Below are 25,370 nucleotides of genomic sequence, written 5' to 3' on the forward strand. Positions count from 1 at the left end.
CGAGCGGTTGGCGGGCCGACACCGGGAAAGCCGAGTCACCGAGTCACGAGCGGCTACAGCAGACGGCGACGCGCCCGCCGCAGGAACTCAATGCCCGGCGCCGAGCCTCAGCACCTGCCCGGTCAGAAACTGCGCGCGCGGGCCGGCCACGTAGTCGAGCAGAGGCAGGCAGGCCTGTGGTGCCAGGCCGCGCGTCAACTCCAGCGCGTTGATGCGCAACCCGTGCGCGCCCCATTCGGCGGCCAGCGTGGCCACCAGCATCCGGGCCGCATCGGCGTCGCCGGCCAGTGGCCAATCGAGCCCCGGTTCGGGCACCGGCAGCAGCAGCGTGAGGCTGGCCAACGCGGCGTGGCTCGAACGGAAGCTGCGCGCCGCATCGAGCACGGCATCGAGCCGCGTGCCGGGCTGTGCCTCCAGCGCGCGCGCGTCGATGACCGCCGGACAGCCCGCGCGGTCGAGGTGGCCTGCATGCGCGCGCACCCACACGCCCAGTGCCGCATGCCAGGCCGGCTCGCGCACGGACTCGAGATGCGGGCGCAAGGGCGCATCGAACGGAAGCAGCAGATGCGCGCCGGCCGGCAGCGGCTGGCTTCCTCCGCACATGGACGAGCCGCCGTCGAGCACCAGCAGTTGTCCGGTGAGCACGCGCGCGCCGGGACTGGCCAGGAAGCACAACGCGTGCGCCATGTCCTCGGGCTCGGCCATCCGGCCCATGGGAATCTTCGACACCGCCTGCGCCGGGTTCAGCCGGCCGCCCTCGATCAGGCGCTGCACGAGTTCGGTGCGCACGAAGCCCGGTGCCAGCGTGGTCACCGTCCAGTCGGGCCGGGCTTGCGCCAACGCGCGGCTCTGCGCGATCAGTCCCGCCTTGCTGGGGCTGTAGAGACCGCGCCACGGAATGGCGCGCAGGCCTGCACCAGACGCCACGTTGACGATGCGCGCCCCGGGCCGCAGGTGCGGCGCACAGGCCTGCACCATGCGCGCCGGCGCGGCCAGGTTGAGCGCGAGAAGGCGAGCCGCCGAGTCGCCGTCATGGCCCGACGTGGCCTCTGCGCCACCGGCCGACAGGCCCGCGTTGTTGATCAATGCATCGAGCGGCGGAATCTCGTGCCCCAGGCGCTCGATCCGCGCCGCATCCGTCAGGTCGGCCACGAGGCTCATCGGTGGCGCGGCGTTGGCCGGCCAGGCGGCTTCGAGGCGCTGCAGCGCCTGGGCATCGGCGTCGACCAGAACGCAGCGCCATCCTGCGCGCGCCAGGGCCAACGCCGTGGCGCGGCCGATGCCTGCAGCGGCGCCGGTGAGCAGAACGGTGGGCATCAGGTGCCGCGCACGTCGCGCAACAGCGCGTACACGGCGTCGTGCGGCGCTGCCCTGCCGACCGGCTGGCGCGCGCCGAACAGCGTGGCGTCGTCCTGCGTCAGCTCGGGCCGTGTGCGCTCCTCGATCCAGTCGTAGACCACGGTCCGCGCGGCCACGCGCCACTCGCCGCCACGACCTTCGAAACGGTCCACGTAACGCCCGCAAAGAAAGGTCTCGCGATCGGGCTGCGTGGCCGTGGCCTGCAGTGCGAAGAAGCTGCTTTCCACCGCAGCCACCTCGCCATGCAGTTCGATCAGCACGTTGGTGATCTGGTGGACGCGGCGTCCGCCCTGCCGCAACCTGGGCAGCGCCTGCGCGATGAAGCCGGCGGCACTGCCGTTCCACGCGCCGTGACAGTCCGTGGCGTCTTCCCAGTAAGCCGAACGCAAGGCGGCCTCGTCGCAGCGGTCGATGCCCCGGCAATAGCGCAGCAGGCAGTCGCGGATCGCCTCGCGGTCCAGCAGCGACTGCAAGGCCGCCGGCATCGGCTCGGGTGTACTCATGCGGCAGTGGGCGCGGCGCGCCGGAAGAGCTGCACCAGGTTGCCCTCGGGATCGCGCAGCGACAGCGCGGCCCCGTGGTCGCCCATGTCGCGCAGGCCCAGGACCTGCCCGCCGGCGGCAACGATGCGTTCCTGCGCGCCCTCGAAGTCGTCCACCTCCAGCACCATCACCAGCCCGCTGGTCGCGGGTGCGGCCTCTTCAAGACAGGCCAGGGCCACGTTGGTGTTGCCCACGCCGTACTGGATCCAGCGGTCGCCATCGCGAAACTTCATCGGCAGGCCGAGCGCGCCTTCGTAGAAGGCATGCAGGCGGGCCGGCCCCTTCGCCACGACGAACACGTTCTGCACCCGCTTGGGCGATGCGACGGCGCCGCTCACAGCGAGGTCTCCGAAGCGCCGCCGTCCAGGCGCAGCACATCCGCATTGAAGAAACGCGAGCCGTCGCCGGCCAGGAAGCAGATGGCGTCGGCGATGTCCTCCACCGTGCCCAGGCGGCCCAGCGGTGTGCGCCCGATGCGCCGGGCATCGAGTTCGGCGTTGCGATGCTTGGCCGTGCCCTCGGTGGGCACGGCGCCGGGCGCCACCGCGTTCACGCGAATGTTGCGCGCGCCCAGGTCGGCCGCCGATGCGCGGGTGATGCCCAGCACGCCGGCCTTGATGCCGCTGTAGACCACCGACCGCATGGGCGACTTGAAGGCCGCGATGGAGGCCACGTTGATGATCGAGCCGCCGCGCTGCGGGTCCATGACCTCCGCCGCGGCCTGGATGCCCCAGATCACCGACTTGAAGCCGATCTCCACCATGCGGTCCATGACCTCCGGCGTGATCTCGGCGAGCGGCTGGTAACGCACCCAGGCGGCGTTGTTGACCATGATGTCGAGCCGTCCCGCGTCGCGCGTGAACTGCGCCACGGCCTCGCGCATGCCTTCGCGCGTCGACACATCGCAGGGCAGCCCGATGGCCTGGCCTCCCAGCGCGCGGATCTCGGCCACGGCCTCCTCCACGAATTCGGGCTTCAGGTCGTTGATGCCGACCGTGGCGCCCAGGCGGGCCATGGCGCGTGCGGTGGCGCGACCGATGCCGTGGCCGGCACCGCTGATGAAGGCCGCTCGGCCTGAAAGGGACTGGGTCATGGGTGGGCTTTCGTGAGGGGTTGCTCGGGCACCAGCAGGGCGTCCAGCGCATGCGCGCCGCGCCCCTGGTCCAGCACCATCAAGGGGTTGATATCGATCTCCGACACGCTGTCGGCATGGCGCACGGCAAATCGCGACAGCGCCACGATGGCCTTCGCCGCCGCCGGCACGTCGGCCTTGGGCCGGCCGCGCGCGCCGTCGAGCAGCGGGAAGGCCTTGAGCGACTGCAGCATGGCGGTGGCCTGCGCCTCGTCCACGGGCGCCGGCTGCAGCGCCACGTCCTTGAAGATCTCGGCAAAGATGCCGCCCAGGCCGACCATCACCATCGGGCCGAACATCGGGTCCTTCTTGGTCCCCAGGATCAGCTCGACGCCGCCCTGCACCATCTGCGCGACGAGCACGCCGGCGATGCGCGCCGCGGGCGCCTTCTGCGCCACGCGCGCGAGCAGCTGGTCGTACTCCTCGAGCAGTTGCGCTTCGGAACGCACGCCGACGAACACGCCGCCGACCTCGGTCTTGTGGGCGATGTCGGGCGAGACGATCTTGAGCACCAGCGGAAAGCCCATTGCGCGCGCCGCGGCGAGCGCCTCGTCGCGGTTGGCGGCAATCGCCTCACGCGGCACGGGCAAGCCGGCTTCGGCCAGCACGGCCTTGGCGCTCGCCTCGGTGGCGAAGGCCTGCGCAGCCAACGGCACGCGCTCGATGGCCGGCGCTGCCGCCCGTGCGGTGTCGCGCGCGCCGAAGCGCAGCAGTGCCGCCACCGTCGCGCAGGCCGCATCGATGCCTTCGACCACGGGAAAGCCCATGGCGTTGAGCGCGGCCCGCACCTCCTGCGGCGCGCGGGCGCACAGGAGGATCAGGCGCGAAGGATGGTCCTTGCGCACCTGTTCCAGAGCAGCAAGAAACACATCGCGCAGCCGGGGCACATGGAAGGCATTGGCCGACTGCAGGATCAGCGCATCGCAACTGTCGTCGCGCGCCACCGCATCGAGCATCTGGGCCAGCACCTCCGGCCGGCTCGACACCTGCGCCGTCATGTCCACCGGGTTGGAGGGCGCGGCGAAGGGCACGACCGACAGGATGCGTTCCTGCGTCTGCGCGGCGAGCTTGGGCAGCGCCAGACCTTGCGCGCTGGCCGCATCGGCCAGCAGCACGCCGAAGCCGCCGGAGGCCGTGAGCACGGCCACGCGATGGCCGCCGGGCACATGCGCCGGACCGACGACCGACAGCGCATGGCCGACTTCGAGCAGCTGCTCGATGCTGGGCACGCGGATGGCGCCGCCGTTGCGCAGCACGGCATCGAACACGGCGTCCGAACAGGCCAGCGCGCCGGTGTGCGAGGCCGCCGCCTCGCTGCCGGCCTCCGAGACGCCCACCTTCAATACCACCAGCGGCTTGCCCGCCTCGCGGGCCATGGCCATGGCCTGCGTCAGCTTGGCGCCGTCGCGGCAGGTTTCCATGCAGCAAAGGATCACGCGCGTGCCGGGGTCGGCCGCCAGCGAGGCGATGGCATCGGCGATGTCCACGTCGCATTCGTTGCCCGTGGTCAGCATGCGGCTGACGCCCAGGCCACGCTCGCCGGCCAGGCGCAGGGTGAAGCTGCCCAGGTTGCCGCTTTGCGAGACGATGCCCACCGGGCCGGCGACGGGAAAGGACGACTCCAGCGCCACCGAAAAGGTGGCGATGCTCTTGTCGGGCACTCCGACCGCGCCCAGGCAGTTGGGGCCGACCACGCGCAGGCCGCTGGCGCGGGCAACGTCGCCGATCTGGGCCTGCAGGCGGCTGCCCTCCTCGCCCATCTCGGAAAACCCGGCCGACAGGATGACCGCGGCTTTCACGCCGCGCCGGGCGCAATCCTTCACCGCGTCGAGCACGCCCGCAGGCGGCACGGCGACCACGGCCAGCTCGGGCACTGCGGGCACGTCGTCCAGGGTTGCGTAGGCCGGCAGCGACTGCACGAGGCCCGCCTTGCGGTTGATCGGATAGATGCCGCCCGCATAGCCGTACTTCTGCAGAAACTGCAGCGGCCGGCCGCCTATCTTGGTGACGTCGTCCGACGCGCCGAAGATGGCGATCGAGCGCGGCTCGAACAGCGCGTCCATGCCGCGCCCCACTTCCACGACCGGCATCTCAGCGCCCCTTGTAGACGGGTTTGCGCTTCTCGAGGAAGGCCTTGCGGGCTTCCTGCGCGTCCTCGGTGCGGGCCAGCGCCATGGTGAAGTTCTGCTCGAAGCGGTAGCCGTCGCGCTGCGGCATCAGGTCCATCATGTTGGCGGCCTGCTTGGCATAGGCGATGGCCAGCGGTGCCTTGGAGGCGATCTCCTGCGCGATCTCCAGCGCCAGCGGCATCAGCTGCTCGGCGGGCACCACCTCGTCGATCACGCCGCGGCGGTACAGCTCGGCGGCAGGCACCTTCATGCCGGTGAAGAACATGCGGCGCGTGAACGAACGCCCGACCATGGTGCGCAGCATCGAGACACCGCCCGCGAGCCCGACATTGATCTCGGGCATGGCGAAGGTGGCGTCCTCGCTCGCCAGGAAGATGTCGCACGCGGCCATGAGGCCGAAGCCCGCGCCCAGCGCGGGGCCGTTGACGGCCGCGATCACGGGCTTGGCGCATTCGCGGATGGCATTGCCCGTCTCGCGCGTCCAGCGGTTGTGGTCGAGAAAGTCGCCGGCCTTGTCGGCATTGGGGCGGTCCTTCAGGTCGGCGCCGGAGCAGAAGAACTTGCCGGTGCCCGTGAGGATCGCCACGCGCACGTCGGAGCGTTCGGAGACCTCGTCGAAGATCTCGATCAGGCGGCGGCGCGTGGCGCGGTCCAGCGCGTTGACCGGCGGCTTGTCGAGCCGGACGACGGCGATGTAGTCGGAAACTTCCAGATTGATGCTCATCGCACACTCCCGGTTTGGTTGGAAAAAGAAACTTGCGGTGCACACGCCTCAGGCGCCAGCAGCTGGGCGACATGCAGGAGGCGGTCGCCGTAGCGGAACTCGGAGGCGATGAGGCGCTGCGCCGTGCGCGTGGCCAGCACTTCTTCGCTCACCCCCATGCCGCCATGCATCTGGATGGCCGCTTCCGCACAGGCGCGTGCCGACTCGGCCATCGACACCTTGGCCAGGCGCAAGGTGCGGCGCAGATCGGGCGCGTCCTGCTCGTATTCGTTGAAGCAATGGATCACCAGGCCCTTGGCGCCCAGGTACTTCACGTACATGTCGGCCACGCGATGGCGCAGCACCTGGAAGCTCGAGAGCGCCACGCCGAACTGGCGCCGCTCCTTCAGGTGGGTGACCGTCTGGCGGATGAGGGTGGCCAGCGCGGCCACGGTGTCAGCGGCCGTGAGCAGCAAGGCCGCATCGGTAGCCTTGGCGCACGCATCGCGTGCAGCGACACCGCGCGCGATGCACGCGCTCTCGGGCACGGCCAGTTGCGCCAGCGTGAAGTCCGCGCCCGCGCGGCCCTCCATCGTCCGGTAGCGGGCCTTCGGTGCGCCGATGCGTTCGGCATCGACCAGGAAGATGGCGTCCTCGCCATCGACTTGCGCAGGCACGAGGTAATGCGTGGCAGGCAGCGTCGCATCGACGCCCTGCACGGCGCCGCTCAGCTCATAGCCGATGTCGAGGTGCCTCGCCTTTACCGCATGGACGTCGGGCGTGGAAGACAAGGCGGTCAGGGGCGCCATCTGCACGCTGCCCTCGGCCACGGCCTCCAGCCAGCGATGGGCCGTTTCAGCGCCCGCGGCCTGCAGCAGCAGCGGCACCACGGCGCAGGTCTCGACCACCGGCAGTTGCAGGCCGTGTGTGGCGAGCCCCTCCACGATGGACGCGAGATCGCTCAGTCTGCCGCCGACACCGCCGGTCTCCTCGGGCACGAGGGTGGCCGTCCAGCCCAGTTCGCGCACGGGGTCACCGTCGATCGCGACGGCGATGTGGTCTTCGGCATAGCGGCTCGCCGCGTCCAGCAGCATGCCGGGAAAGAGCGACGGGAAAGAGGTGGACATGGCTCAGGCTCCCAGCAGTTCGTTGGCGACCACGTTGCGCTGCACCTCGGAGGTGCCGCCGGCGATGGTGCGGGCGCGCGTGAACATGTAGTTCTGGATCCACGTGGCGTCGGGCACGTCGTCCCCCGCCTCGGCGAGAAAGCGATGCGCGGCATCGGGACCGACCGCATCGAGGGCGATGGTCGTCAGGCGCTGCGCGACGTCGGCGCAGGTCATCTTGATGACCGAGGGCTGCACGCCCAGCGGGCGCTGGTGGATCAGGTCGTCGGTGGCCTGCGCCATCATCACGCGCGCGCCCTTCACGTCGGCCTCGCACAGGAGCAACTTGTGGTGCAAGCCGCTGAAGTCGCGCAGCCCCGCGGTGGCGCGGCTCGCCTCCTCGACCAATTGCGTGACCTGGCGGCGCATGAGTTCCAGCCGCGCCACGTTGGCCGGCGGAAGGCGTTCGCGTTCGAGCAGGAACTTGGCGCAGGTCCAGCCCTTGCCGACTTCGCCGACGAGGTTGTCGGCGCGCACGCGCACCTCGTCGAAGAACACCTCGTTCAGGTGATGCCAGCCGTCGATGGTCTGGATCGGGCGCACGGTGATGCCCGGGGTGTCCATGGGCACCAGCAGCAGCGAGATGCCTTCCTGCTTCTTCGCCTCCTTCGACGTGCGCACCAGCATGTAGATCATGCTGGCCTCGTGGGCATGCGAGGTCCAGATCTTCTGGCCGTTGACGACCCACTCGTCGCCGTCTCGCCGTGCGCTGGTGGACAGCGAGGCCAGGTCGGAACCCGAGCCGGGCTCCGAATAGCCCTGGCACCACCAGTCCGAACCGTCGAGGATGCGCGGCAGGAACCGCGCCTTCTGCTCGGGCGTGCCGAAGCGGATGATCACCGGCCCGATGTGGCCCAGCCCATGGTGGTACAGGGGCGGACAGTCGTTCTCGGCCATCACCTCCTCGAAGATGAGGCGCTGGCGGATGTCCCAGCCCGTGCCGCCGGCTTCGCGCGGCCAGCTCGGCGCACCCCAGCCCTGGGCGTTGAGGATCTGCTGCCAAGCCTGGTATTCGCGCTTCGTGATCTTCTGGCCGGCCGCGACGACAGCGCGGATCTCTGGCGGGCAGGCGCTGCGCACGAACGATTCGAGTTCGCGCCGGAAGCCGGCGTAGTCGATGGACATCTTGTCTCCTGTGGAATTTCGGAAAGGCTCAACCCTTGCGCAGCTGCGTGATCAGCTCGTCCAGGGCGGCGGTGGCACCGGCGGCGTCGCGCTGGCGCAGGTTGTGCGCCACCTTGCGGCGCAGCGGAAACAGATCGGGACGCGGGCGCACCGAGAGCACATGCGTCATGCGCTCGCGCAGCACGCTGGTCATGGTCTGCGCCATCAGCGTGAGCGCTTCGTTGTGGCCGGCCGTGGCGATCGAAGAGAAGAACGCACTGGCGGAGGCGATGCGCTCCTTGAGCGGCGCGTCGTCGGAGTGGGCCTCGATCGCACCGGCGGCTTCATGCACGGCGTCGAGCTCGGCCTCGGTGGCGCGTTCGCTGGCCAGGCGCAGCAACGTGCCATAGAGCGTGCGATAGGCCTCGTCGATGTCGGCGTCTCCCAACCGCCCTTCCACAACCAGCTTGCGCAGCGACTCGGCCAGCTTCATGTAGGCGCCCTTGTAGAACACCAGCGCCTGGTCGGCCGCGCCGGCGCTCAGGTGCCGAACCTCGCCGATGAAGACGGTGTGGTCGCCGGCTTCGTGGGCCGCATGCACGCGGCATTCGAAGCTCGCCAGGCAATCGTCGATCAGTGGCATGCCCAGCGCGCCGGCGCGCCACGGCACGCCCTCGAACTTGTCCTCGATCTTGCTCGATGCAAACCGGCCCGACAGCGCATCCTGCTGCTCGGAGAGGATGTTGATGACAAAGCCGTCCGCCGCCTGGAACGTGCCCAGCAATCGGCTCGCATTGCGCAGGCTGAACAGCACCAGCGGCGGGTCCAGCGAGACCGAACTGAAGGAGTTGCAGGTCAGGCCGGCCGGCTGGCCGTCCGGCGTGCAGGTGGTGATGACCGCCACGCCGGTCGGAAAGCACCCGAGCAGCTGACGGAACTGGGCAGGCTCGATGGCGCCGCGGGTGCTTTCTTCTTCAGCGACTTCGGACATGGCGTCTCCTGGCGCTCGGCCTCAGGCCGCAGCGAGTTCGCTCTGGACCGCGGGCCGGTGCGGCGGATCGTTGGCGATCTCCTGCAGCACCGTCGGAATGATGACCTTGCCCCAGACCTCGAGCTGACGCAGCATCGTGGCGTGGTCGAAATCGCCCATCTGCGTCTGGAAGCAGTAGTGCACGGGCTTGAGCGTGCGGATTTCGTTGACCACGCGCTCGATCACGGTGTCGATGTCGCCCACGGGCAGCAGTGCGCGCATCTCGTCCAGCGTGGGCTCGCCCTCGACGATGCCTTCCTCGACCTGGTAGTCGTCGGCGATCTGCGCGGTGCGGCGCTTCAGGCTCACGGCGATGCGGCGCTGGTAGCGGGCGCACTCGAGGTAACTCTCCACCTCGTCCTTGTTGTGGCTGGCATAGGCCGCGCGCAGCAGGCCGACCTGCACGCTGGCGGGGTCCTTGCCCTCCGCCACAGCCACTTTGTCGATGAGGGCCCGAGTGCTGGCCAGCTTCTCCAGGCCGCCGTCGCCGCCGGAGACGAACACGTGGTGGTCGGACTTCACGGCGCGCGACAGGAACGCCGGATCGACGCTGGTGATCCACATCGGCGGCATGGGGCGTTGCACCGCGCGCTGGCTGATGGCGCTCATCGGCTGCTGGTAGTACGCGCCGTCGTAGCTGAACTTCGGCTCCCGCAGGCCCGCCTCGAGCATGTCGAGCATCTCGAAGGTGCGGCCCTTGGCGGATTCCAGCGACACGCCGAAGCGCTCGAACTCAAACTGCTGGTAGCCCGAGCCGATGCCCAGGTTCAGGCGGCCGTTCGACAACTGGTCGACCATCGCCACATCGGCGATCAGGCGGGCCGGCGTGTACAGCGGAGCGACGACAATGCCGGTTCCCAGCCGGATGTTGCGGGTGACCGCAGCGCAGTGCGCGATCATGGTCAACGGCGACGAGCACATGCCGTAGTTGCTGAAGTGGTGCTCGGCGTACCACGCGGCCCCGAAACCCAGTTCGTCCGCCAGACGCGTCTGCTCGATGGCATCGCGCAGGATCTGGTGGGAGGTCTTATGCTTGTTCCGCTGCTGCATCAAAATGAAGATTCCGAAATCCATCGCTGTTGCTCCTGGTTGGCTGGTGTTGATCGAGGTCCATCGTAGGAACTCAATGCCTGCGTGGATCACCAGCGAACGCACAGCTTCTTTGCGTCTTTCGAAATGAAGGCCCTCGACTCGCTGCGCATCTTTGTGGCTACCCAGAGAAAGGGCAGCCTCTCGGCCGCAGCCCGCAGCCTCAGCCTCTCGCCCGCGACCATCTCGCGGCGCATCAGCGCACTGGAAGAAGAACTGGGCGTGCAACTGGTGGACCGCACCAGCCGCAACCTCAAGGTGACGGAAGCCGGTCAGGCCTTCCTGGAGCGGGCCGAGGCGATGCTGGAGCTCATGAGCGAGGCCGAGCAGGCCGTGCACAACGCGCGCCAGCGGCCCGAAGGCCGGCTGCGCGTGCATTCGCGCACGCACATCGGCCTGCGCGTGCTCGCACCGCTGCTGCCGCGCTTCGCGGAGCTCTATCCGGACATCCGTGTCGAGCTCGAACTCTCCGAGCATCCGATCAACCTGGTGGAGCACGACTTCGACGTCGACATCCGCACGGGAGAGTCCAACGATTCAGGCTTCGTCATCAAGCGGCTGCAGTCCAGCGACGAGGTGCTGGTGGCCAGCCCGGCCTTCGTGAAGACCTACTCGCGCATCCGGCATCCCAGCGACCTGCCGCAGGTGCGCTGCCTCACCTACCGGCGCGAGCGCGAAGTCATCACCTGGAAGTACATCGACCCGGCGGGTGAACAGCAGGAGCTGGCCATCCAGGGCGTGCTCAGCGCCAACAACGGCGAGCTACTGCGGCTGGCCGCCATCGGCGGCATGGGCGTGGCGCTGCTATCCGAGGCCACCGTGCGCGACGACCTGCGCGACGGCACGCTGGTGCGGCTGCTGCCCGAATACCGCTTTGCCGTGCGGGCGTTCTCCAACGGCGTCTTCGCCGTCTTCCGGCAAAGCCGCGTGCTGCCGCTGAAGGTGCGCGCCTTCGTGGACTACGTGGCGGACGCACTCAGAAGCGAGACCCGCTAGACGTCGGCGAAATGATGGGGCAGACGCCCCGTGGCGGGCAGGCCGGTGATCACGAACAGCCCGCCATCCTGCGCCTGGTTGCCCTCCAGCCGCGCGCTGCGTGAAATGCTGGTCAGGTACATGTGCTCCAGGCGGGGCCCGCCGAAGCAGATGCTTGTGGGATAGCTCACCGGCAACTCGACAAGGCGCTCCAGCGTGCCGTCCGGCGCATAGCGCGCCAGCTTGGCGGCGCGGGTCAGCACCGTCCAGAGGAACCCTTGTGCATCGACCGTCGCCCCGTCGGGCCCGGAGTCGAAGGCGTGCGTCTTTGCAAACAGGCGCTTGTTGCGCAAGGGGCCATCCGGGTCGTAGTCATAAACCCAAATGGTTCGCTCCAGGCTGTCGGCCAGGTACAGCACGCGGCCGTCGGGGCTGAAGCAAGGCCCGTTGGCAAAACCGATGTCGTCGGCCAGGTGCTCCACGCGAAGGTCGGGGCGCAGCCGGTAGAGCCCGCCCTTCACGGCCTCACCGGCCTGGCGATCGACATGCATGGTGCCCGCCAGGAAGTTGCCCGCCGGATCGCACTTGCCATCGTTGAAGCGGACGTTCGGATCGTCCACGGGAATGCGGGCCAGGTGCGCCAGTGTCCGCGTGGCGAAGTCATAGCGCGCAAAGGTGTGGCGCAGCGCCACCACGACAGCCTGACTGCGGCATGGCGCGATCGAGCCCACGGGCGCAGGCAACGGGTGCCGCTCGGGCAGCCCGGCCTCGGGGTTCAACCGCCACAGCGTGCCGGCCAGCGCGTCGATCCAGTTCAGGGCCTGTGCATCGGCATCCCAGCAGGGGCTCTCGCCCAGTTGATCTTTGGTCGTCCCGACCCGGGTGATCTTCACGGTCATCGGGCAAGTGTGCGGGCGCGCTGGCGCCCCTGTCGGCGCATCCCGCAAAGCTGCTTTTCACTCCTTGCAGATCACTGCTGGGAGCTGCGCCCTAGACTGAATCCAGCGTTCGATTCGAACCAGAACAGGAGACAAGAATGAGCTATCGAAAACTCGTCATGGGGTTGGCGCTGGGTGCCTGCGCGCTCGCCCCGGCCCTCGCCCTTGCCCAACAGGTGACCCGCCTCGTCGTGCCCTTTGCGGCCGGCGGCGGCACCGACCAGTACTGCCGCATCCTGGCCCAGGAACTCGGCAAGCAGGGGCTGAACGTCATCATCGAGAACAAGCCCGGCGCCAGCGGCATCCTTGCCGCCGACTACGTGGCCCGCGCCAAACCGGATGGGCAGACCGTGCTCGTGTCGTCGCTGGGCACGCTCGCGAACAACAGCGTGCTCTACGAGAAGCTGCCCTACGACCCCGTGAAGGACTTCGCGCCGGTCACGCAGATCGCCTACCAGCCCGCCATCGTCGTGGGCCGCACCGACCTGCCCTACAAGAACATCAAGGAAATGGTGGCCTACGCCAAGCAGAACCCCGGCAAGATCAACCGCGGTTCGCCCGGCGCGGCCATCCTGACCAACCTGGCACCCATCGCTTTCGAAAAGGAGCAAGGCTTCAGCACCTTGCACATTCCTTTCAACGGAGACGCCCCCGCACTGCAGGCGCTGCTGGGCAACCAGATCGACATCCACGGCACGTCCATCACGGGATCGCTGCCCTATGTGAAGTCGGGCAAGTTGCGCGTGCTCGGCGTGATGGATTCGCGGCGCCTGCCGCAGGTGCCCGACGCCCCCACGTTCAAGGAACAGGGCTTCGACATGGAAGCCACGCTGTGGTACTCGCTCTCGGTTCCCACCGGCACGCCCAGGCCGGTGATCGACCGGCTGAACAAGGCCGTGAACCAGGTGATCGCCGACCCCGACTTCGTGGCCCGCGCCCGCGCCATCGGCATGGAGCCCCGCGGCGGCACGCCCGAAGAGCTGGCCCGCTTCATCAAGGTCGAGGCGGACCGCTGGCTTCCGATCCTGCGCAGTTTGAATCTGCCGAAGCAATCGCACTGATCCTCAGAGCCCCATGCACAACGCCCCGGAACTCAAGCCTCGAAGGGCTTCGGGTTCCGGGGCGTTGCTGCGATGGCGTCGGCACCCGAGGGTGCCAACCCCAAATCAGATCGAGATGTCCTTCTCCGACGCCACCTTGTTCCAGCGCTCGAACTCGCTGGCCATTCGCCGCTTCATGACTTCCGGCGGCTGGTAGGCGCTGAGCGCGCCGATGTTCTCGAGCCCGCGCTTCGTGTCCGCTTCGGCCAGGATGCGGCGCAGTTCCGAGTCGAGCCGGGTCACCACGCCGGCCGGCGTGCCGTTGGGCACGATCAGGCCGCTCCAGCTGCTCACGTTGAAGCCGGCAAAACCCTGCTGCGCGATGGACAGCACCTCGGGCAGGAAGGCCCGGGCATCGGCGGAGCCGAGCGCCAGCGCCTTAAGGCGTCCGCTGCGGATGTGCGGCATGGCCGCGACCAGGTCGACGAACATGGCGCCGATCTGCCCACCCAGCAGGTCAGTGATGGCCGGCGCACTGCCCTTGTAGCCCACGTGCTGCATGGGAAAGCCGCCCATGTCCTTGAGCTGCTCCATCGCCAGGTGGCCGATGCTGCCCGACCCCGCGGTGGAATAGTTGACCGGCTGCGCCTTGGCGGCCGCGATGAAGCCCTTGAGATCGTTCACGCCCGGCAGCACCAGCGGGTTGATCATCAAGACCAGCGGCAAGTCGTAGACCGATGCCACGCAGGTGAAATCCTTGCGCACGTCGTACTGGTTGTTCCTGTAGACGATCGGTGCCACCAGCGCGGGCATGCCGAACATCGACACCGTGTAGCCGTCGGGCGCCGACTTGATCAGCGACGTGGTGCCGATGGACCCCGAGGCGCCGGGACGGTTGTCCACGATGACGGGCTGGCCGAGCGCGCCGGTCAGCTTCTGCGCGACCAGGCGCGCGGTCGCATCGGTCGGGCCGCCGGCCGGAAAGGCCACGACCATGCGAACGGTTTTTTCGGGCCAGCGACTCGCCGCGTTGGCGCCGGCGGACAGCGACGCCAGCCAGGGCGCTGCGCCGGCCGCGAGGCACGACTTCAGCAGGAGCCGGCGCGGGGCGGCGGGTTCGGTTTCTCGCGTGAGGTGTTCGTTCATTTGATGACGCTTCTTTGGCTCAGGGATTCAAGTTGGCCGTCGCCCATGTCGAGCAGCTCACGCAGCACTTCGGCCGTGTGCTCCCCCAGGTGCGGCGGGTGGTGGCGCACGCCCGCGCGTGCGCCGTCGATGATGTAGGGCGGCGCGTGCACGGCCTGCGGCCCCGCCTGCGTGTCTTCGAAGCGGTGCCAGACCTGTGTCTGCGCCGTGCGGTCGGACTGCAGCGCGTCGTACAGGCCGAGCACCTCGCCGCAGGGAATGCCCGCCGTGTTCATGCGTGCGATGAGATCGGCGCGCGAGAACTGCCCGATCTTCGCGAGCAGCAGCGGCAGCAACTCGTGCCGGTGCTTCGAGCGTTCGGTGTTGGTGGCGAACTTCGGATCGACCGGCAGCTCGGGGCAAAAAATCACTTCGTCGCAGAACTTCCTGAACTGGCCGTTGTTGCCGACCGCGATCACCACCGGGCCGTCCGCTGCCTCGAACACGCCGTAGGGCACGATCGACGGGTGCGAGTTGCCGAACTTGGCGGGGTCGCCCTTGTTGAGCCAGGCGGTGAGCCCGTAGTACGAGGTGATCATCATCCCGCTGTCGTACAGCGACATCTGGATGTGGCGGCCCTCGCCGGTGCGCGTGCGTTCGTAGAGCACGGCCAGGATGGCCTGGGCCGAGTACATGCCGGTGAACATGTCGACCGCGGCAATGCCGAACTTCAGCGGGCCCTGGCCTTCTTCGCCGTTCATGGCCATCAGGCCCGTCTCGCCCTGGATCACGAGGTCGTAGCCCGGCCGCGCTTTTTCCTGGCTGAGCACCGAGTAGCCCGAGATCGAGCAGTAGATGAGCTTCGGGTTGAACTTGCGCAGGTCTTCGTAACCCAGGCCCATCTTCTGCGCCCCGCCGTACTTGAAGTTCTGGATGACCACGTCGCTCTGCGCGGCAAGTTTGCGCACGATGTCCTGGCCCTCCTCGTCCTGCAGGTCCACGCAGATGGAGCGCTTGTTGCGGTTGCAGCTGTTGAAGTAGGACGTGTTGTGGCTGCCAATGCGCACGCCCCAGTCGCGCGTGTCGTCGCCGCGTTCAGGATGTTCGACCTTGATCACGTCGGCGCCCAGGTCGGCCAGCGCCATGCCGCACAGGGGGCCGGCCATGACGCGGGACAGGTCCAGCACGCGCACGCCGGCAAGGGGTTGCATGAAAGTTGGGTTCATTCGATGGTTCTCTGGTCTTGTCTTCGATGCGGTTCGCCTGTTCACCCAGGCGATCGCCGGACGACCGCGCACGGCGCAGCCGCGCGGCCTTCATCAGTTGGCGGTGTAGCCGCCGTCGACCGGCAGGATGGTTCCGGTGACGTAGCGCGCCTGCTCCGAGGCCAGGAACACCACGGGGCCCGCGATGTCCTGCGGATCGCCCACGCGACGCAGAAACGTGCGGCGCACCATCCGCTCGTGACGCTCGGCGTCACCCGCGATGTGGGCGGTCATCGGCGTCATGACCAGTCCGGGGGCGACGGCATTCACGCGCACGCCATGCGGTCCGAAGTCGCGCGCGAGAAATTTCGTGAGCTGGCCGACCGCCCCTTTCGAGGCGCCATAGGCCATGTGGGCCGAGGTCGCGACGAGCGAGGTGATGGACGCCACATTGACGATGGCGCCCCGCGTCTTGCGCAGGCCTTCGGTGCAGGCCACGGTGAGGTTGAGCACGCCCTTGACGTTCACCGCCATCACGTGGTCGATGTCGTCCGAGAGCGACTGCGCCTCGAACGCCGCGCTGCGGCCGCCGACGCCCGCGTTGTTCACGAGCACGCCCACAGGGCCCCAGGCTTGCTGCAGGTCGACGACCACGGCCTCGCATTGCGCGGCGTCGCGCACGTCCAGCGCGTACGGGCGCACGCGGTCCGCCGCATGGCCCGTGCGCGCGGCGGCCTCACGCGTTTTGTCGGCGTCGATGTCGGTCAACGCGACGCGACAGCCGGCCTCCAGCAGGCGGGTCGCAATGGCGAAGCCGATGCCCTGGCTCGCCCCGCTGACCAGGGCCACCGTGTCATCGAACGACGGACGCATTCAATGCCCCTGCTTGGGCAGATCCAGGCGCTGAAGCAATGGAACCCAGCGCTCGGTCTCGGCCTTCACATAGGCGGCCAGCGCCTGCGGCGTGCCGCCTCGCGGCTCCATGCCGATCGCCTGGGAACGCGCGATGAAGTCCGGATCGACCAGCACCTGGTTGACGGCGCGATTGAGCTTGTCGATGGTGTCCGTGGGCGTGGCGGCTGGCGCGGACAGCGCGTACCACAGCAGTGCCTCGATGTCGTAGCCCTGCTCCTTGAACGTGGGCGCATCGGGCACCTGAGGCAGGCGCTTGGCGTCCATGACGCCCAGCACACGCATCTTGCCCGCCTTGATGTGCTGCAACGGGCCGGTGATGGAGGTCCCCTGGATGTCGATCTGGCTGCCCAGCAGCGCCTGCAAGCCGGGCGAATCGCCATTGAACGGAATGTGCGTCGTGCGAATGCCGGCCATGCCCTCGAAGGCCAGCGGCGCCAGGTTGGTCAGGATGGAGGCGCCCGGCGACCCGCGGTTGATCTTGTCCGGATGGGCCTTGGCATAGGCCACCATTTCCTTGATGTTCTTGTAGGGCAGGTCCGAGCGCCCCACGATGATGGTCGGCTGGTAGGCGATCTGCGTGACGGGCGCGAAGCTCTTTACCGGGTCGTAGGGCAGCTTGTCGTACATCACGGTGTTGCTGGCCAGAATGCTCAGCGAGCTCATGAGCACGGTGGTGCCATCGGGCTTGGAGCGCGCGACGTTGTCGGCTGCCAAGATGCCACTGGCGCCTGGCTTGTTGTCGACGATGGTCTGGGTGCCGCGCCGGGTCAGCTCGGCGGCCAGCAGCCGCGCGTACTGGTCGGTGCCGCCGCCGGCCGCAAAGGGCACGACGATGCGAAGGGGTTGCTGGGCCTGCGCCGCGCCGACGGCGAGAACGAGGCCGAGCAGAAAGCCGCCGAGGCGCTTCCGGGTTTGCATGGCGATGTCTCCTGAATGGGGTGCCGAGATGGCTTTCCTCAGTTTAGGAGCGCGGGCTCGGCGGCATGCATCAAGGGATGAAAAGGTGCTTTGTAGTTTCGGGAGGAACGTCCGAGAGGTGTCCACCTACAGTGAACCGCCCTCGGAGGAGGCTACCGGCGCTGCACGGAGACGAAACGCAGCTTCATCTTCGCAAGATTTCACAACCTCACATCCATCAGAAGGAAAAGCGACATCGTGAACGTCCTGAAACCATTCCTGTGTGCAGCGGCAATCGCCATGCAAATGGCCACCGCTTGCGCGGCGACGCCGCAGCCCCTGCTCGAGCGCGCGCTCGCCTTGTCCGATGCAGCCGAGCCCGACGTCATCGCGTGGCGTCGCCATCTCCATCAGCATCCAGAACTTGCGTACGCAGAAGTCGAGACGGCCAAGTACATTGCTGCCGCATTGGGCAAGATCCCAGGTGTCGAAGTCCAGACCGGCATCGCCAAGACCGGCATCAAGGCCGTACTGCGTGGCGGCAAGCCCGGCCCGGTGGTTGCGTTGCGCGCCGACATGGACGCCCTGCCTGTCGAGGAGCGCAACGACCTACCGTTCCGTTCAACGGCCAAGGCCCTGTGGCGTGGCCAGGAAGTTTCGGTGTCGCATGTCTGCGGCCACGACACACACGTAGCCATGTTGCTGGGCGCGGCTCAAGCCCTTTCGGCCATGCGAGAGGATCTGCCCGGCACGGTGGTCTTCCTGTTCCAACCAGCCGAAGAGATCGGCCCCGGCGCCGAAAACCCCAGCGGCGCGCTGGCAATGGTCAAGGCCGGCGTTCTGGACAATCCCAAGGTCGATGTCGTGTTGGGCCAGCACATCGGCGCACAGGCGCCCAAGGGCTCCATCTCCTATCGACCTGGTGCCATGCTGGCCAGCATCGACGTGTTCAACATCAAGCTCAACGGGGCTGGTGGGCACGGTGCCGCGCCATGGGCGGCCAACTCTCCCATGTTGGCGGCGGCGGAAATTGCCCTGGGCTTGCAGAACATCGTCAGCCACCGCACCAACCCGACGATCGATGGAGGCGCCACCGTGGTGACGGTAGGCATGCTGCAAAGTGGCAACCGCTTCAACATCCTGCCCGAGACCGCAGAACTCTCGGGCACGGTACGCGCGCTGTCCGCGCAGAACCAGAAGGTCGCCCACGAGCAGATTCGCATGAAAGCCGAACACATCGCGGCCAGCTACGGCGTCAAGGCCAGTGTCCGCATCGATACCGGTGGGGGCTACGGCGTGCTTGTCAACGATGCGCCGACCACGCTGGCGCTCGTCGATGCATTGAAGGCTGCAGCAGGAAAAGACAAGGTCGCGGAGATCTTGCCGTCAATGGGATCGGAAGACTTTGGCGCCTTCGGCGGCACGGGCGTTCCGGTGGTGTTCTGGATTTTGAACGCCTCGCCGTACCCCGATCGGGCCGGCCCGACCAATCATTCGCCGCTGTTCACCGTCGATGAGTCCGCGATGCGCATCGGGGTGAGAGCCTTGACCAGTGCGACCCTGGCGCAAATGACACGTGCAAGGACAGGCACGCCCTGATGAATCGGATGGTGCAAGCCGCGCGGCACATGCCCTTGGAACTTCGCCCACAACTCGCTGAAGGATTTGCGCATCCAGAAACGCGCCTCCACTGGATGCATAAAGAAAAAGCCGCCGCTCAAGTGAGCAGCGGCTTGATGTGTGTTTCTGTTGGCGCCACTCCGATTCGCCGAGCGAGCGCCGGGCCATTAGCCTAGCCCCAGTGGCCGGTCCATTTCCTTGGGAAACGTCTTCGCGCTCTGGCGGCCGTGCTGACCTCTCGGCGAGGTCGAAGCGTCACGATTGAGGAGACCTCTAGGTGCATGGGCAGCAGAAATGACGAAGGGGTTAGCAACTACTACGCTGCTAACCCCTGTCAATTTTGGTCGGTGTGAAAGGATTCGAACCTTCGACCCCTTGCACCCCATGCAAGTGCGCTACCAGGCTGCGCCACACACCGAAGCTCTCGATTATAGCGGGCTAAATTCAGTGTCCGACAGTCAGAAGCTCACGAATTTCAAAGAGTTCGCGGCGAAGGTGCAACAACTGCGACAGATCGACGCTCTGTGCGGCCGCCGAGGGCCTCGGTTCTTCGTGCACGGCGGCGTCGAATTCCTCCTGGCCGATCTCGATGGCCTCCAGGCCTTCGAGCGGCACTTCGCCCGCCTTGCGGCGGTCGCGCTCGCCTTGCGTGAGTTCCTGCAGCTTGTTGCGCGCACCGCTGATGGTGAAGCCCTGGTCGTAGAGCAGGTCGCGGATGCGGCGGATCATCAGCACTTCGTGGTGCTGGTAGTAGCGGCGGTTGCCGCGCCGCTTCATCGGGCGCAGCTGGGTGAACTCCTGCTCCCAATAGCGCAGCACGTGCGGCTTCACGCCGCAGAGCTCGCCGACCTCACCGATGGTGAAGTAGCGTTTGACGGGAATCGGCGGGAGCGTTTTCTCCATTGAAATCAAGACTGTGCGCGGGAAACCTCATAGATTACTCTACGCGGCCGCACAGCACCAAGCACTATTCCGCGCCCAGGCTCCACTCGACTTCGGAAGTGCCGCCCTGCGGCTCGACGCTGCCCTGGATCTGCTCCTTGAGCTTGGCGCTCGCATGGAAGGTGGCCACGCGGCGCTCGCCGATCGGAATGGCTTCGCCGGTGCGCGGGTTGCGTCCGGGACGCGGCGCCTTCACGCGGATCTGGAAGTTGCCGAAGCCCGAGATCTTCACGTCCGTGCCTTCGATCAGGCTGCTGGCGACGAGCTCGAAGAACGCCTCCACCATGTCCTTCGACTCACGCTTGTTCAGGCCGATCTGCTCGAACAGCAGGTCGGCCAAGTGCGCCTTGGTGAGCGCCGGCGTTTCGAGGGCTTCGAGCGTGAATTCGGCGGCGTTCATCTTCATCCTCTCAAGCGGCCGCCCAGGGTGGCGCCCAGTTGTTCGACGATTGCACGGACAGCGGGTTCGACCTGCTCGTCCGTCAGCGTGGCGGCATCGCTCTGGAAGGTCAGGCGCACGGCCATGCTCTTCTCGCCCGGTGCCAGCGCACCTGGCGCCGCCACGGCGCCTTCGCGCAGGGGCTGCGGACGGTAGATGTCGAACAGCGTCGCATCGCGCAGCAGGCCCGAGGCGGACGCGCCCGCGCGGATGGCCTGCATCAGCGCGTCATGCGACACCGCTTCGGCCACGACCACCGCGATGTCACGTTCGACGGCCTGGTGCTTGGGCACCGGCTGCGCCACGGGCACGGGCCGCGCCGTGACGGCGTCGAGGTCGAGTTCGAACAGCACGGGCGCCTGGGTGAAGTCCCACTTCTGGCGCCAGCGCGGATGCAGTTCGCCGATGAAGCCGACGGCCTGGCCGTCGAGCAGCACACGGGCCGAACGGCCGGGGTGCAGCGCGGGGTGCTCGGCCGCTTCGAAGGTTGGCACACGCGGCGCGAGCAGCGCTTCGACATCACCCTTGACGTCGTAGAAGTCGACGCGCTGCGGCTTGCCGTCCCAGCGCGACGCCTCGGCATCGCCCCAAGCCAGGCCGGCCACGCGCATGGGCTGGTTCACGCCGCGCACTGTGCTGTCGGTGGTGACGACGCTGTCGTCGCGCAGGAACACGCGGCCCAGCTCGAACACGCGCACGCGCGGTGCCTTGCGGTCGAGGTTGAACTTGAGCACCTGCAGCAGCGAGCCGAGCAGCGACGAGCGCATCACGCTCATCTGGCTGGCGATGGGGTTCAGCAGCTTGATCGGGTTGGCGTTGCCCGCCAGGTCCTGCTCCCAGTGCGCTTCGACAAAGCTGAAGTTGATGGTTTCCTGGTAACCCAGCGCTGCCACGCTGCGACGCACCGCGAAGCGGCTGCGCTGCGCCTCGGGCCGCACGCGGGCGGTGATGGGCGCGAGCGGCGCGGTCGTCGGCAGGTTGTTGAAGCCGATCAGGCGCGCCACTTCTTCGATGAGGTCTTCCTCGATCAGCAGGTCGAAGCGGTGCGGCGGCGGCGTGACGGTCAGCGTGCCTTCGCCTTCGGTAATTTCGAAACCGAGGCGGTGGAGTGCGTCGGCGCATTGCGCCTGCGTCAGCGGCATGCCGATGACGCGCGCGGCGCGAGCCACGCGCAGCGTGACGGGCGCGGCTTCGGGCAGGCGCAGCGTCTGGTCGTCCATCTTGCCGGCTTCGCCGCCGCAGATATCGACAACCAGTTGCGTGATGCGCTCGATGATCTGCACGGTGCGGCTCGGGTCGACGCCGCGCTCGTAGCGGTGGCCGGCGTCGGTCGAGAAGTTGAAGCGGCGCGAACGGCCCTGCACGGCCTCGGGCCACCAGAACGCGGCCTCGACGTAGATGTTGCGCGTGTCGTCGGTCACCGAGGTGGCGTCGCCGCCCATGATGCCGGCGAGCGATTCGACTTCGCGGTCGTCGGCGATCACGCCGACCTTCTCGTCGACGGTGATCGTCGTGCCGTTGAGCAGCTTGAGCTGTTCGCCCGCCTTGCCCCAGCGCACCGTGAGGCCGCCGTGGATCTTGTCGAGGTCGAAGATGTGGCTGGGCTGGCCGTACTCGAACATCACGTAGTTCGAGATGTCGACCAGCGGCGTCACGCTGCGCTGGCCGCAGCGCGCGAGGCGCTCGACCATCCACGCGGGCGTGGCGACCTTGGTGTTCACGCCGCGCACGATGCGGCCTGAGAAGCGGCCGCACAGGTCGGGCGCCTCGACCTTGACGGGCAGCACATCGGAGAACGACGTGGCCACGGGTGCAATGGCCGGCGTCTTCAGCGGTGCGCCGGTGAGTGCGGCGAGTTCGCGCGCCACGCCGTACACGCTGAGGCCGTGCGCCAGGTTCGGCGTGAGCTTGAGCGTGAGCAGCGCGTCGTCGAGCTTGAGCACGTCGCGCACGTCGGCGCCGATGGGGGCGTCGGCGTCGAGTTCGAGCAGGCCGCCGTGGTCTTCGCTCAGCTTCAGTTCGCGCGCCGAGCACAGCATGCCCTGGCTCTCGACGCCGCGCAGCTTGCCCAGCTTGATGAGGAAGGGCTTGCCGTCTTCACCCGGGGGCAGTTCGGCGCCGACGAGGGCGCACGGCACCTTGATGCCGACGCGCGCATTGGGCGCGCCGCACACGATGTTCAGCAAGGCGCCCTGCCCCACGTCGACCTGGCACACGCGCAGGCGATCGGCATTCGGGTGCTGCTCGGCTTCCTTGATTTCGCCGACCACGATGCGCGTGAAAGGCGGCGCCACCGGACGGCGCTCTTCGACTTCGAAGCCGCCCATGGTGAGCGTTTCGGCCAGTGCGGCGCTGTCGAGGGGCGGGTTGCAGAACTCGCGCAGCCAGGATTCCGGGAATTGCATCTCTTCGATCTCGATCTGGTTTTTTTATCTGTGGAAAGGACGTGCTTACTGGAACTGCGAGAGAAAACGCAGGTCGCCGTCGAAGAACAGGCGCAGGTCGTTCACGCCGTAGCGCAGCATGGTGAGCCGGTCGGGGCCCATGCCGAAGGCAAAGCCGATGTAGCGCTCCGGGTCGAGGCCCATGTTGCGCACGACGTTCGGGTGCACCTGGCCCGAGCCGGCGACTTCGAGCCAGCGGCCGGCCAGCGGGCCGCTCGCGAACTGGATGTCGATCTCGGCGCTCGGCTCGGTGAACGGGAAGAAGCTCGGGCGGAAGCGCAGCACGAGGTCGTCGCGCTCGAAGAAGGTGCGGCAGAAGTCGGTGAAGACGACCTTCAGGTCCTTGAAGCTGACGTTCTCGCCGAGCCACAGGCCTTCGCACTGGTGGAACATGGGCGAGTGGGTGGCGTCGCTGTCGACACGGTAGGTGCGGCCCGGCGCGATCACGCGGATCTCGGGCGCCTTCACGGTACCGGTGGTGTCGGCGGCAGCAGCGGCGAACTCGGCCGCGTACTTCTTGGTGTGCTGGTGGGCGTAGCGCACCTGCATCGGGCTGGTGTGCGGACGCAGGTTGTAGGGAATGCCGTCGTCGCCCTTGAGGTCGACGTAGAAGGTGTCCTGCATCGAACGCGCCGGGTGGTTCGGCGGGTTGTTGAGCGAGGTGAAGCTGTGCCAGTCGCTCTCGATCTCGGGGCCGTCGGCGACGTCGAAGCCCATGCTCGAGAAGATTTCCTCGATGCGCTCCAGGGTGCGGCTCACGGGGTGCAGTCCGCCGCCGGCGCGGTGGCGACCGGGCAGGCTCACGTCGAGCGCTTCGGCGCGCAGCTGCAGCGAGAGTTCTTCGTCGGCGAGTTGCTGGCGGCGGTCGGTCAGTGCGGCCTCGATGGCCTGCTTGCCGACGTTGATCGCGGCGCCGCGGGACTTCTTCTCTTCGACACTCAGCGCGGCCATGCCCTTCATCAGCTCGGTGATGCGGCCCGACTTGCCAAGGAACTGGGCCTTGGCGTTTTCGAGCTCTGCGGGCGTTTTCGCTTCGGCGAAGGCGGCGCGTGCGGTGTCGACCAGGGAGTCCAACTCGTTCATAGCAACAAAAATCTTCGAGGGGAAATAAAAAAGAGCTGGAGCCTTTTCAAGCGCCAGCCCTTGAGCCGTGGGCGCAAGAAGCCGTCCGGAGACGGCAACCTGCTGTGCAAAATCAAGCAGCCAGCTTGGCCTTGACCTGCTCCACGATGCCGGCAAAAGCGGCCTTGTCGTGCACGGCGATGTCCGCAAGCATCTTGCGGTCGATCTCGATACCGGCCTTGCGGATGCCGTTGGCGAACTGGCTGTAGGTCAGGCCCAGTTCACGCGAGGCGGCGTTGATACGCGCGATCCACAGCTGACGGAACACGCGCTTCTTGGTACGGCGGTCACGGTAGGCATATTGCCCAGCCTTCATCACCGCCTGTTTGGCGACGCGGAAGACATTACCGCGGCGACCGCGGAAACCCTTGGCGAGTGCGAGAACTTTCTTGTGGCGGGCGCGAGCCGTTACACCACGTTTGACGCGAGGCATGTGTGTACTCCTTGTTCGTCTGAGTTAAATGCCACGACCGGGCAGCATGGCGGCGACAGAAACCATGTTGGTCTCATGCACTGCGACTGCACCACGCAGGTGACGCTTGTTCTTGGTGGTCTTCTTCGTCAAGATGTGACGCTTGAAGGCTTGACCGCGCTTGACGGTGCCACCGGGACGAACGCGGAAACGTTTTTTCGCGCTGCTCTTGGTCTTCATTTTGGGCATGTGAATGCTCCTTTAGTTTGTGCTCGTGAGGCGCCGCGGATACTCCACGGACTTGTTGGCCCCGAGACACTTCTTTATCTCGCCCCCGCCTGCACTTCTTTCGAAATGCGGGCCAGGGCGAAATCCCTTCAAAACCCGTCTACTGCAAATGCCTCAGGCGGTTGCCGTGGGCGCTGCTGCCGGCGCAGCATCTGCTGCCGGCTTCGGCGCCGCGCCGCCAACCTTCTTGCGGCCCGGAGCGATCATCATGATCATCTGACGGCCTTCCAGCTTCGGGAACTGCTCGACCATGATCGTGTCGCCCAGCTCGTCGCGAATGCGCTGCAAGAGTGCCAGACCGAGCTCCTGGTGCGTGATCTCGCGGCCGCGGAAGCGCAGCGTGATCTTGCATTTGTCGCCCTCTTCAAGAAAGCGCCTGATGTTGCGCATCTTGATGTTGTAGTCGCCATCGTCGGTACCGGGCCGGAACTTGATTTCCTTGACCTCGATGACCTTCTGCTTCGACTTCGCCTCGGCTGCCTTTTTCTGCTCGTGGTACTTGAACTTTCCGTACTCGATCAGGCGGCACACGGGCGGATTGGCCGCAGCAACGACCTCCACCAGATCCACGTCAGCCTCACCCGCAAGGCGCAAGGCTTCGGAAAGGCTCATGACACCCAATGGCTCGTTTTCCGGGCCGACCAGGCGGACTTCCGGGGCCATGATTTCCCGGTTCAGGCGGTGTTGGCGTTCCTCGCGGTGGCGGCGGTCGCGAAATGCAGTAGCGATGGTCAGAATCCTTCAAAGTTTGCTA

At 67.3% G+C, this 25,370-nt stretch carries 25 protein-coding genes and 1 tRNA gene; 3 read left to right on the forward strand and 23 right to left on the reverse strand.

Annotation, left to right across the window (positions count from 1 at the left end; all coding sequences use genetic code 11):
• Positions 1–87: 87 nt before the first annotated feature.
• From AC07XP_RS11355 to AC07XP_RS11400, 10 genes are read right to left on the reverse strand one after another with little or no spacing between them, the layout of a single operon-like run.
• A complete protein-coding gene (locus AC07XP_RS11355) occupies positions 88–1,317 on the reverse strand; it encodes an SDR family NAD(P)-dependent oxidoreductase (protein ID WP_495264708.1) in 1,230 nt (409 codons plus the stop codon).
• Positions 1,317–1,862 (reverse strand): nuclear transport factor 2 family protein, encoded by a 546-nt coding sequence (locus tag AC07XP_RS11360; RefSeq protein WP_495264709.1) that lies wholly within the window; start codon positions 1,860–1,862, stop codon positions 1,317–1,319. Before AC07XP_RS11360 ends, AC07XP_RS11355 begins: the two co-directional genes overlap by 1 nt.
• Positions 1,859–2,239, reverse strand: coding sequence for a VOC family protein (locus tag AC07XP_RS11365; RefSeq protein WP_495264710.1), 381 nt, complete (start codon positions 2,237–2,239; stop codon positions 1,859–1,861). Before AC07XP_RS11365 ends, AC07XP_RS11360 begins: the two co-directional genes overlap by 4 nt.
• Positions 2,236–2,994, reverse strand: a complete 759-nt coding sequence (locus tag AC07XP_RS11370; RefSeq protein WP_495264711.1) for an SDR family NAD(P)-dependent oxidoreductase — start codon at positions 2,992–2,994, stop codon at positions 2,236–2,238. Before AC07XP_RS11370 ends, AC07XP_RS11365 begins: the two co-directional genes overlap by 4 nt.
• The gene (locus tag AC07XP_RS11375) at positions 2,991–5,123 is read right to left on the reverse strand and encodes an acetate--CoA ligase family protein (RefSeq protein WP_495264712.1); all 2,133 of its coding nucleotides are present in this window, start codon (positions 5,121–5,123) and stop codon (positions 2,991–2,993) included. The genes AC07XP_RS11370 and AC07XP_RS11375 overlap by 4 nt, the downstream gene beginning before the upstream one ends.
• Before the next feature lies 1 nt (position 5,124).
• Positions 5,125–5,886 (reverse strand): enoyl-CoA hydratase/isomerase family protein, encoded by a 762-nt coding sequence (locus AC07XP_RS11380; RefSeq protein ID WP_495264713.1) that lies wholly within the window; start codon positions 5,884–5,886, stop codon positions 5,125–5,127.
• Positions 5,883–6,992 (reverse strand): acyl-CoA dehydrogenase family protein, encoded by a 1,110-nt coding sequence (locus AC07XP_RS11385; protein ID WP_495264714.1) that lies wholly within the window; start codon positions 6,990–6,992, stop codon positions 5,883–5,885. The genes AC07XP_RS11380 and AC07XP_RS11385 overlap by 4 nt, the downstream gene beginning before the upstream one ends.
• Before the next feature lie 3 nt (positions 6,993–6,995).
• Positions 6,996–8,156 carry an acyl-CoA dehydrogenase family protein gene (locus AC07XP_RS11390; RefSeq protein WP_495264715.1) on the reverse strand — a complete coding sequence of 387 codons (1,161 nt, stop codon included), beginning with the start codon at positions 8,154–8,156 and terminating at the stop codon, positions 6,996–6,998.
• Positions 8,157–8,184: 28 nt separating this feature from the next.
• Complete coding sequence (locus tag AC07XP_RS11395; RefSeq protein ID WP_495264716.1) at positions 8,185–9,126, reverse strand: flavin reductase; 942 nt, start codon at positions 9,124–9,126, stop codon at positions 8,185–8,187.
• Positions 9,127–9,147: 21 nt separating this feature from the next.
• Entirely contained in the window at positions 9,148–10,239 is a 1,092-nt protein-coding gene (locus AC07XP_RS11400) for an LLM class flavin-dependent oxidoreductase (RefSeq protein ID WP_495264717.1), read from the reverse strand.
• A 102-nt stretch (positions 10,240–10,341) separates the two neighbouring features.
• On the opposite strand from AC07XP_RS11400, the gene AC07XP_RS11405 reads away from it, so the two are divergent.
• Positions 10,342–11,250, forward strand: coding sequence for a LysR family transcriptional regulator (locus AC07XP_RS11405; protein ID WP_369629385.1), 909 nt, complete (start codon positions 10,342–10,344; stop codon positions 11,248–11,250).
• Here AC07XP_RS11405 and AC07XP_RS11410 read toward each other — a convergent pair.
• Positions 11,247–12,128, reverse strand: coding sequence for an SMP-30/gluconolactonase/LRE family protein (locus AC07XP_RS11410; protein WP_495264718.1), 882 nt, complete (start codon positions 12,126–12,128; stop codon positions 11,247–11,249). The genes AC07XP_RS11405 and AC07XP_RS11410 overlap by 4 nt on opposite strands.
• Positions 12,129–12,265: 137 nt before the next feature.
• Here AC07XP_RS11410 and AC07XP_RS11415 point away from each other — a divergent pair, with 137 nt between their 5' ends.
• Complete coding sequence (locus AC07XP_RS11415; RefSeq protein ID WP_495264719.1) at positions 12,266–13,228, forward strand: Bug family tripartite tricarboxylate transporter substrate binding protein; 963 nt, start codon at positions 12,266–12,268, stop codon at positions 13,226–13,228.
• Positions 13,229–13,333: 105 nt separating this feature from the next.
• Here AC07XP_RS11415 and AC07XP_RS11420 read toward each other — a convergent pair whose 3' ends face one another.
• The 4 genes from AC07XP_RS11420 to AC07XP_RS11435 all read right to left on the reverse strand — a co-directional run bounded on the left by AC07XP_RS11420 (position 13,334) and on the right by AC07XP_RS11435 (position 17,370).
• The gene (locus AC07XP_RS11420) at positions 13,334–14,353 is read right to left on the reverse strand and encodes a Bug family tripartite tricarboxylate transporter substrate binding protein (RefSeq protein WP_495264720.1); all 1,020 of its coding nucleotides are present in this window, start codon (positions 14,351–14,353) and stop codon (positions 13,334–13,336) included.
• The gene (locus tag AC07XP_RS11425) at positions 14,350–15,543 is read right to left on the reverse strand and encodes a CaiB/BaiF CoA transferase family protein (RefSeq protein WP_495264721.1); all 1,194 of its coding nucleotides are present in this window, start codon (positions 15,541–15,543) and stop codon (positions 14,350–14,352) included. Before AC07XP_RS11425 ends, AC07XP_RS11420 begins: the two co-directional genes overlap by 4 nt.
• Positions 15,544–15,651: 108 nt before the next feature.
• A complete protein-coding gene (locus AC07XP_RS11430; RefSeq protein ID WP_495264722.1) occupies positions 15,652–16,410 on the reverse strand; it encodes an SDR family NAD(P)-dependent oxidoreductase in 759 nt (252 codons plus the stop codon).
• The gene (locus tag AC07XP_RS11435) at positions 16,411–17,370 is read right to left on the reverse strand and encodes a Bug family tripartite tricarboxylate transporter substrate binding protein (RefSeq protein WP_495264723.1); all 960 of its coding nucleotides are present in this window, start codon (positions 17,368–17,370) and stop codon (positions 16,411–16,413) included.
• 237 nt (positions 17,371–17,607) lie between these two features.
• On the opposite strand from AC07XP_RS11435, the gene AC07XP_RS11440 reads away from it, so the two are divergent.
• Positions 17,608–18,948, forward strand: coding sequence for a M20 metallopeptidase family protein (locus AC07XP_RS11440; RefSeq protein WP_495264724.1), 1,341 nt, complete (start codon positions 17,608–17,610; stop codon positions 18,946–18,948).
• A gap of 362 nt (positions 18,949–19,310) precedes the next feature.
• Here AC07XP_RS11440 and AC07XP_RS11445 read toward each other — a convergent pair.
• The 8 genes from AC07XP_RS11445 to infC all read right to left on the reverse strand — a co-directional run bounded on the left by AC07XP_RS11445 (position 19,311) and on the right by infC (position 25,354).
• Positions 19,311–19,387 (reverse strand) — tRNA-Pro (locus AC07XP_RS11445).
• Between the two features lie 26 nt (positions 19,388–19,413).
• Positions 19,414–19,872, reverse strand: a complete 459-nt coding sequence (locus AC07XP_RS11450; protein WP_492727657.1) for a MerR family transcriptional regulator — start codon at positions 19,870–19,872, stop codon at positions 19,414–19,416.
• A 64-nt stretch (positions 19,873–19,936) separates the two neighbouring features.
• On the reverse strand, positions 19,937–20,311 hold the full coding sequence (locus AC07XP_RS11455) for an integration host factor subunit alpha (RefSeq protein ID WP_095747662.1): 375 nt from the start codon (positions 20,309–20,311) through the stop codon (positions 19,937–19,939).
• A gap of 2 nt (positions 20,312–20,313) precedes the next feature.
• The gene (gene pheT, locus AC07XP_RS11460) at positions 20,314–22,755 is read right to left on the reverse strand and encodes a phenylalanine--tRNA ligase subunit beta (RefSeq protein WP_495264725.1); all 2,442 of its coding nucleotides are present in this window, start codon (positions 22,753–22,755) and stop codon (positions 20,314–20,316) included.
• A 45-nt stretch (positions 22,756–22,800) separates the two neighbouring features.
• Positions 22,801–23,877, reverse strand: a complete 1,077-nt coding sequence (gene pheS / locus AC07XP_RS11465) for a phenylalanine--tRNA ligase subunit alpha (RefSeq protein ID WP_056579739.1) — start codon at positions 23,875–23,877, stop codon at positions 22,801–22,803.
• A gap of 112 nt (positions 23,878–23,989) precedes the next feature.
• The gene (gene rplT, locus AC07XP_RS11470; protein WP_007832499.1) at positions 23,990–24,349 is read right to left on the reverse strand and encodes a 50S ribosomal protein L20; all 360 of its coding nucleotides are present in this window, start codon (positions 24,347–24,349) and stop codon (positions 23,990–23,992) included.
• A gap of 24 nt (positions 24,350–24,373) precedes the next feature.
• Positions 24,374–24,577: a 50S ribosomal protein L35 gene (rpmI, locus tag AC07XP_RS11475; protein ID WP_007832497.1), complete on the reverse strand. Its 204-nt coding sequence runs from the start codon at positions 24,575–24,577 to the stop codon at positions 24,374–24,376.
• 153 nt (positions 24,578–24,730) lie between these two features.
• Positions 24,731–25,354 (reverse strand): translation initiation factor IF-3, encoded by a 624-nt coding sequence (gene infC / locus AC07XP_RS11480; protein ID WP_082818065.1) that lies wholly within the window; start codon positions 25,352–25,354, stop codon positions 24,731–24,733.
• Positions 25,355–25,370: the final 16 nt, after the last annotated feature.

It is taken from the genome of Variovorax sp. GW531-E2 (assembly GCF_059423125.1).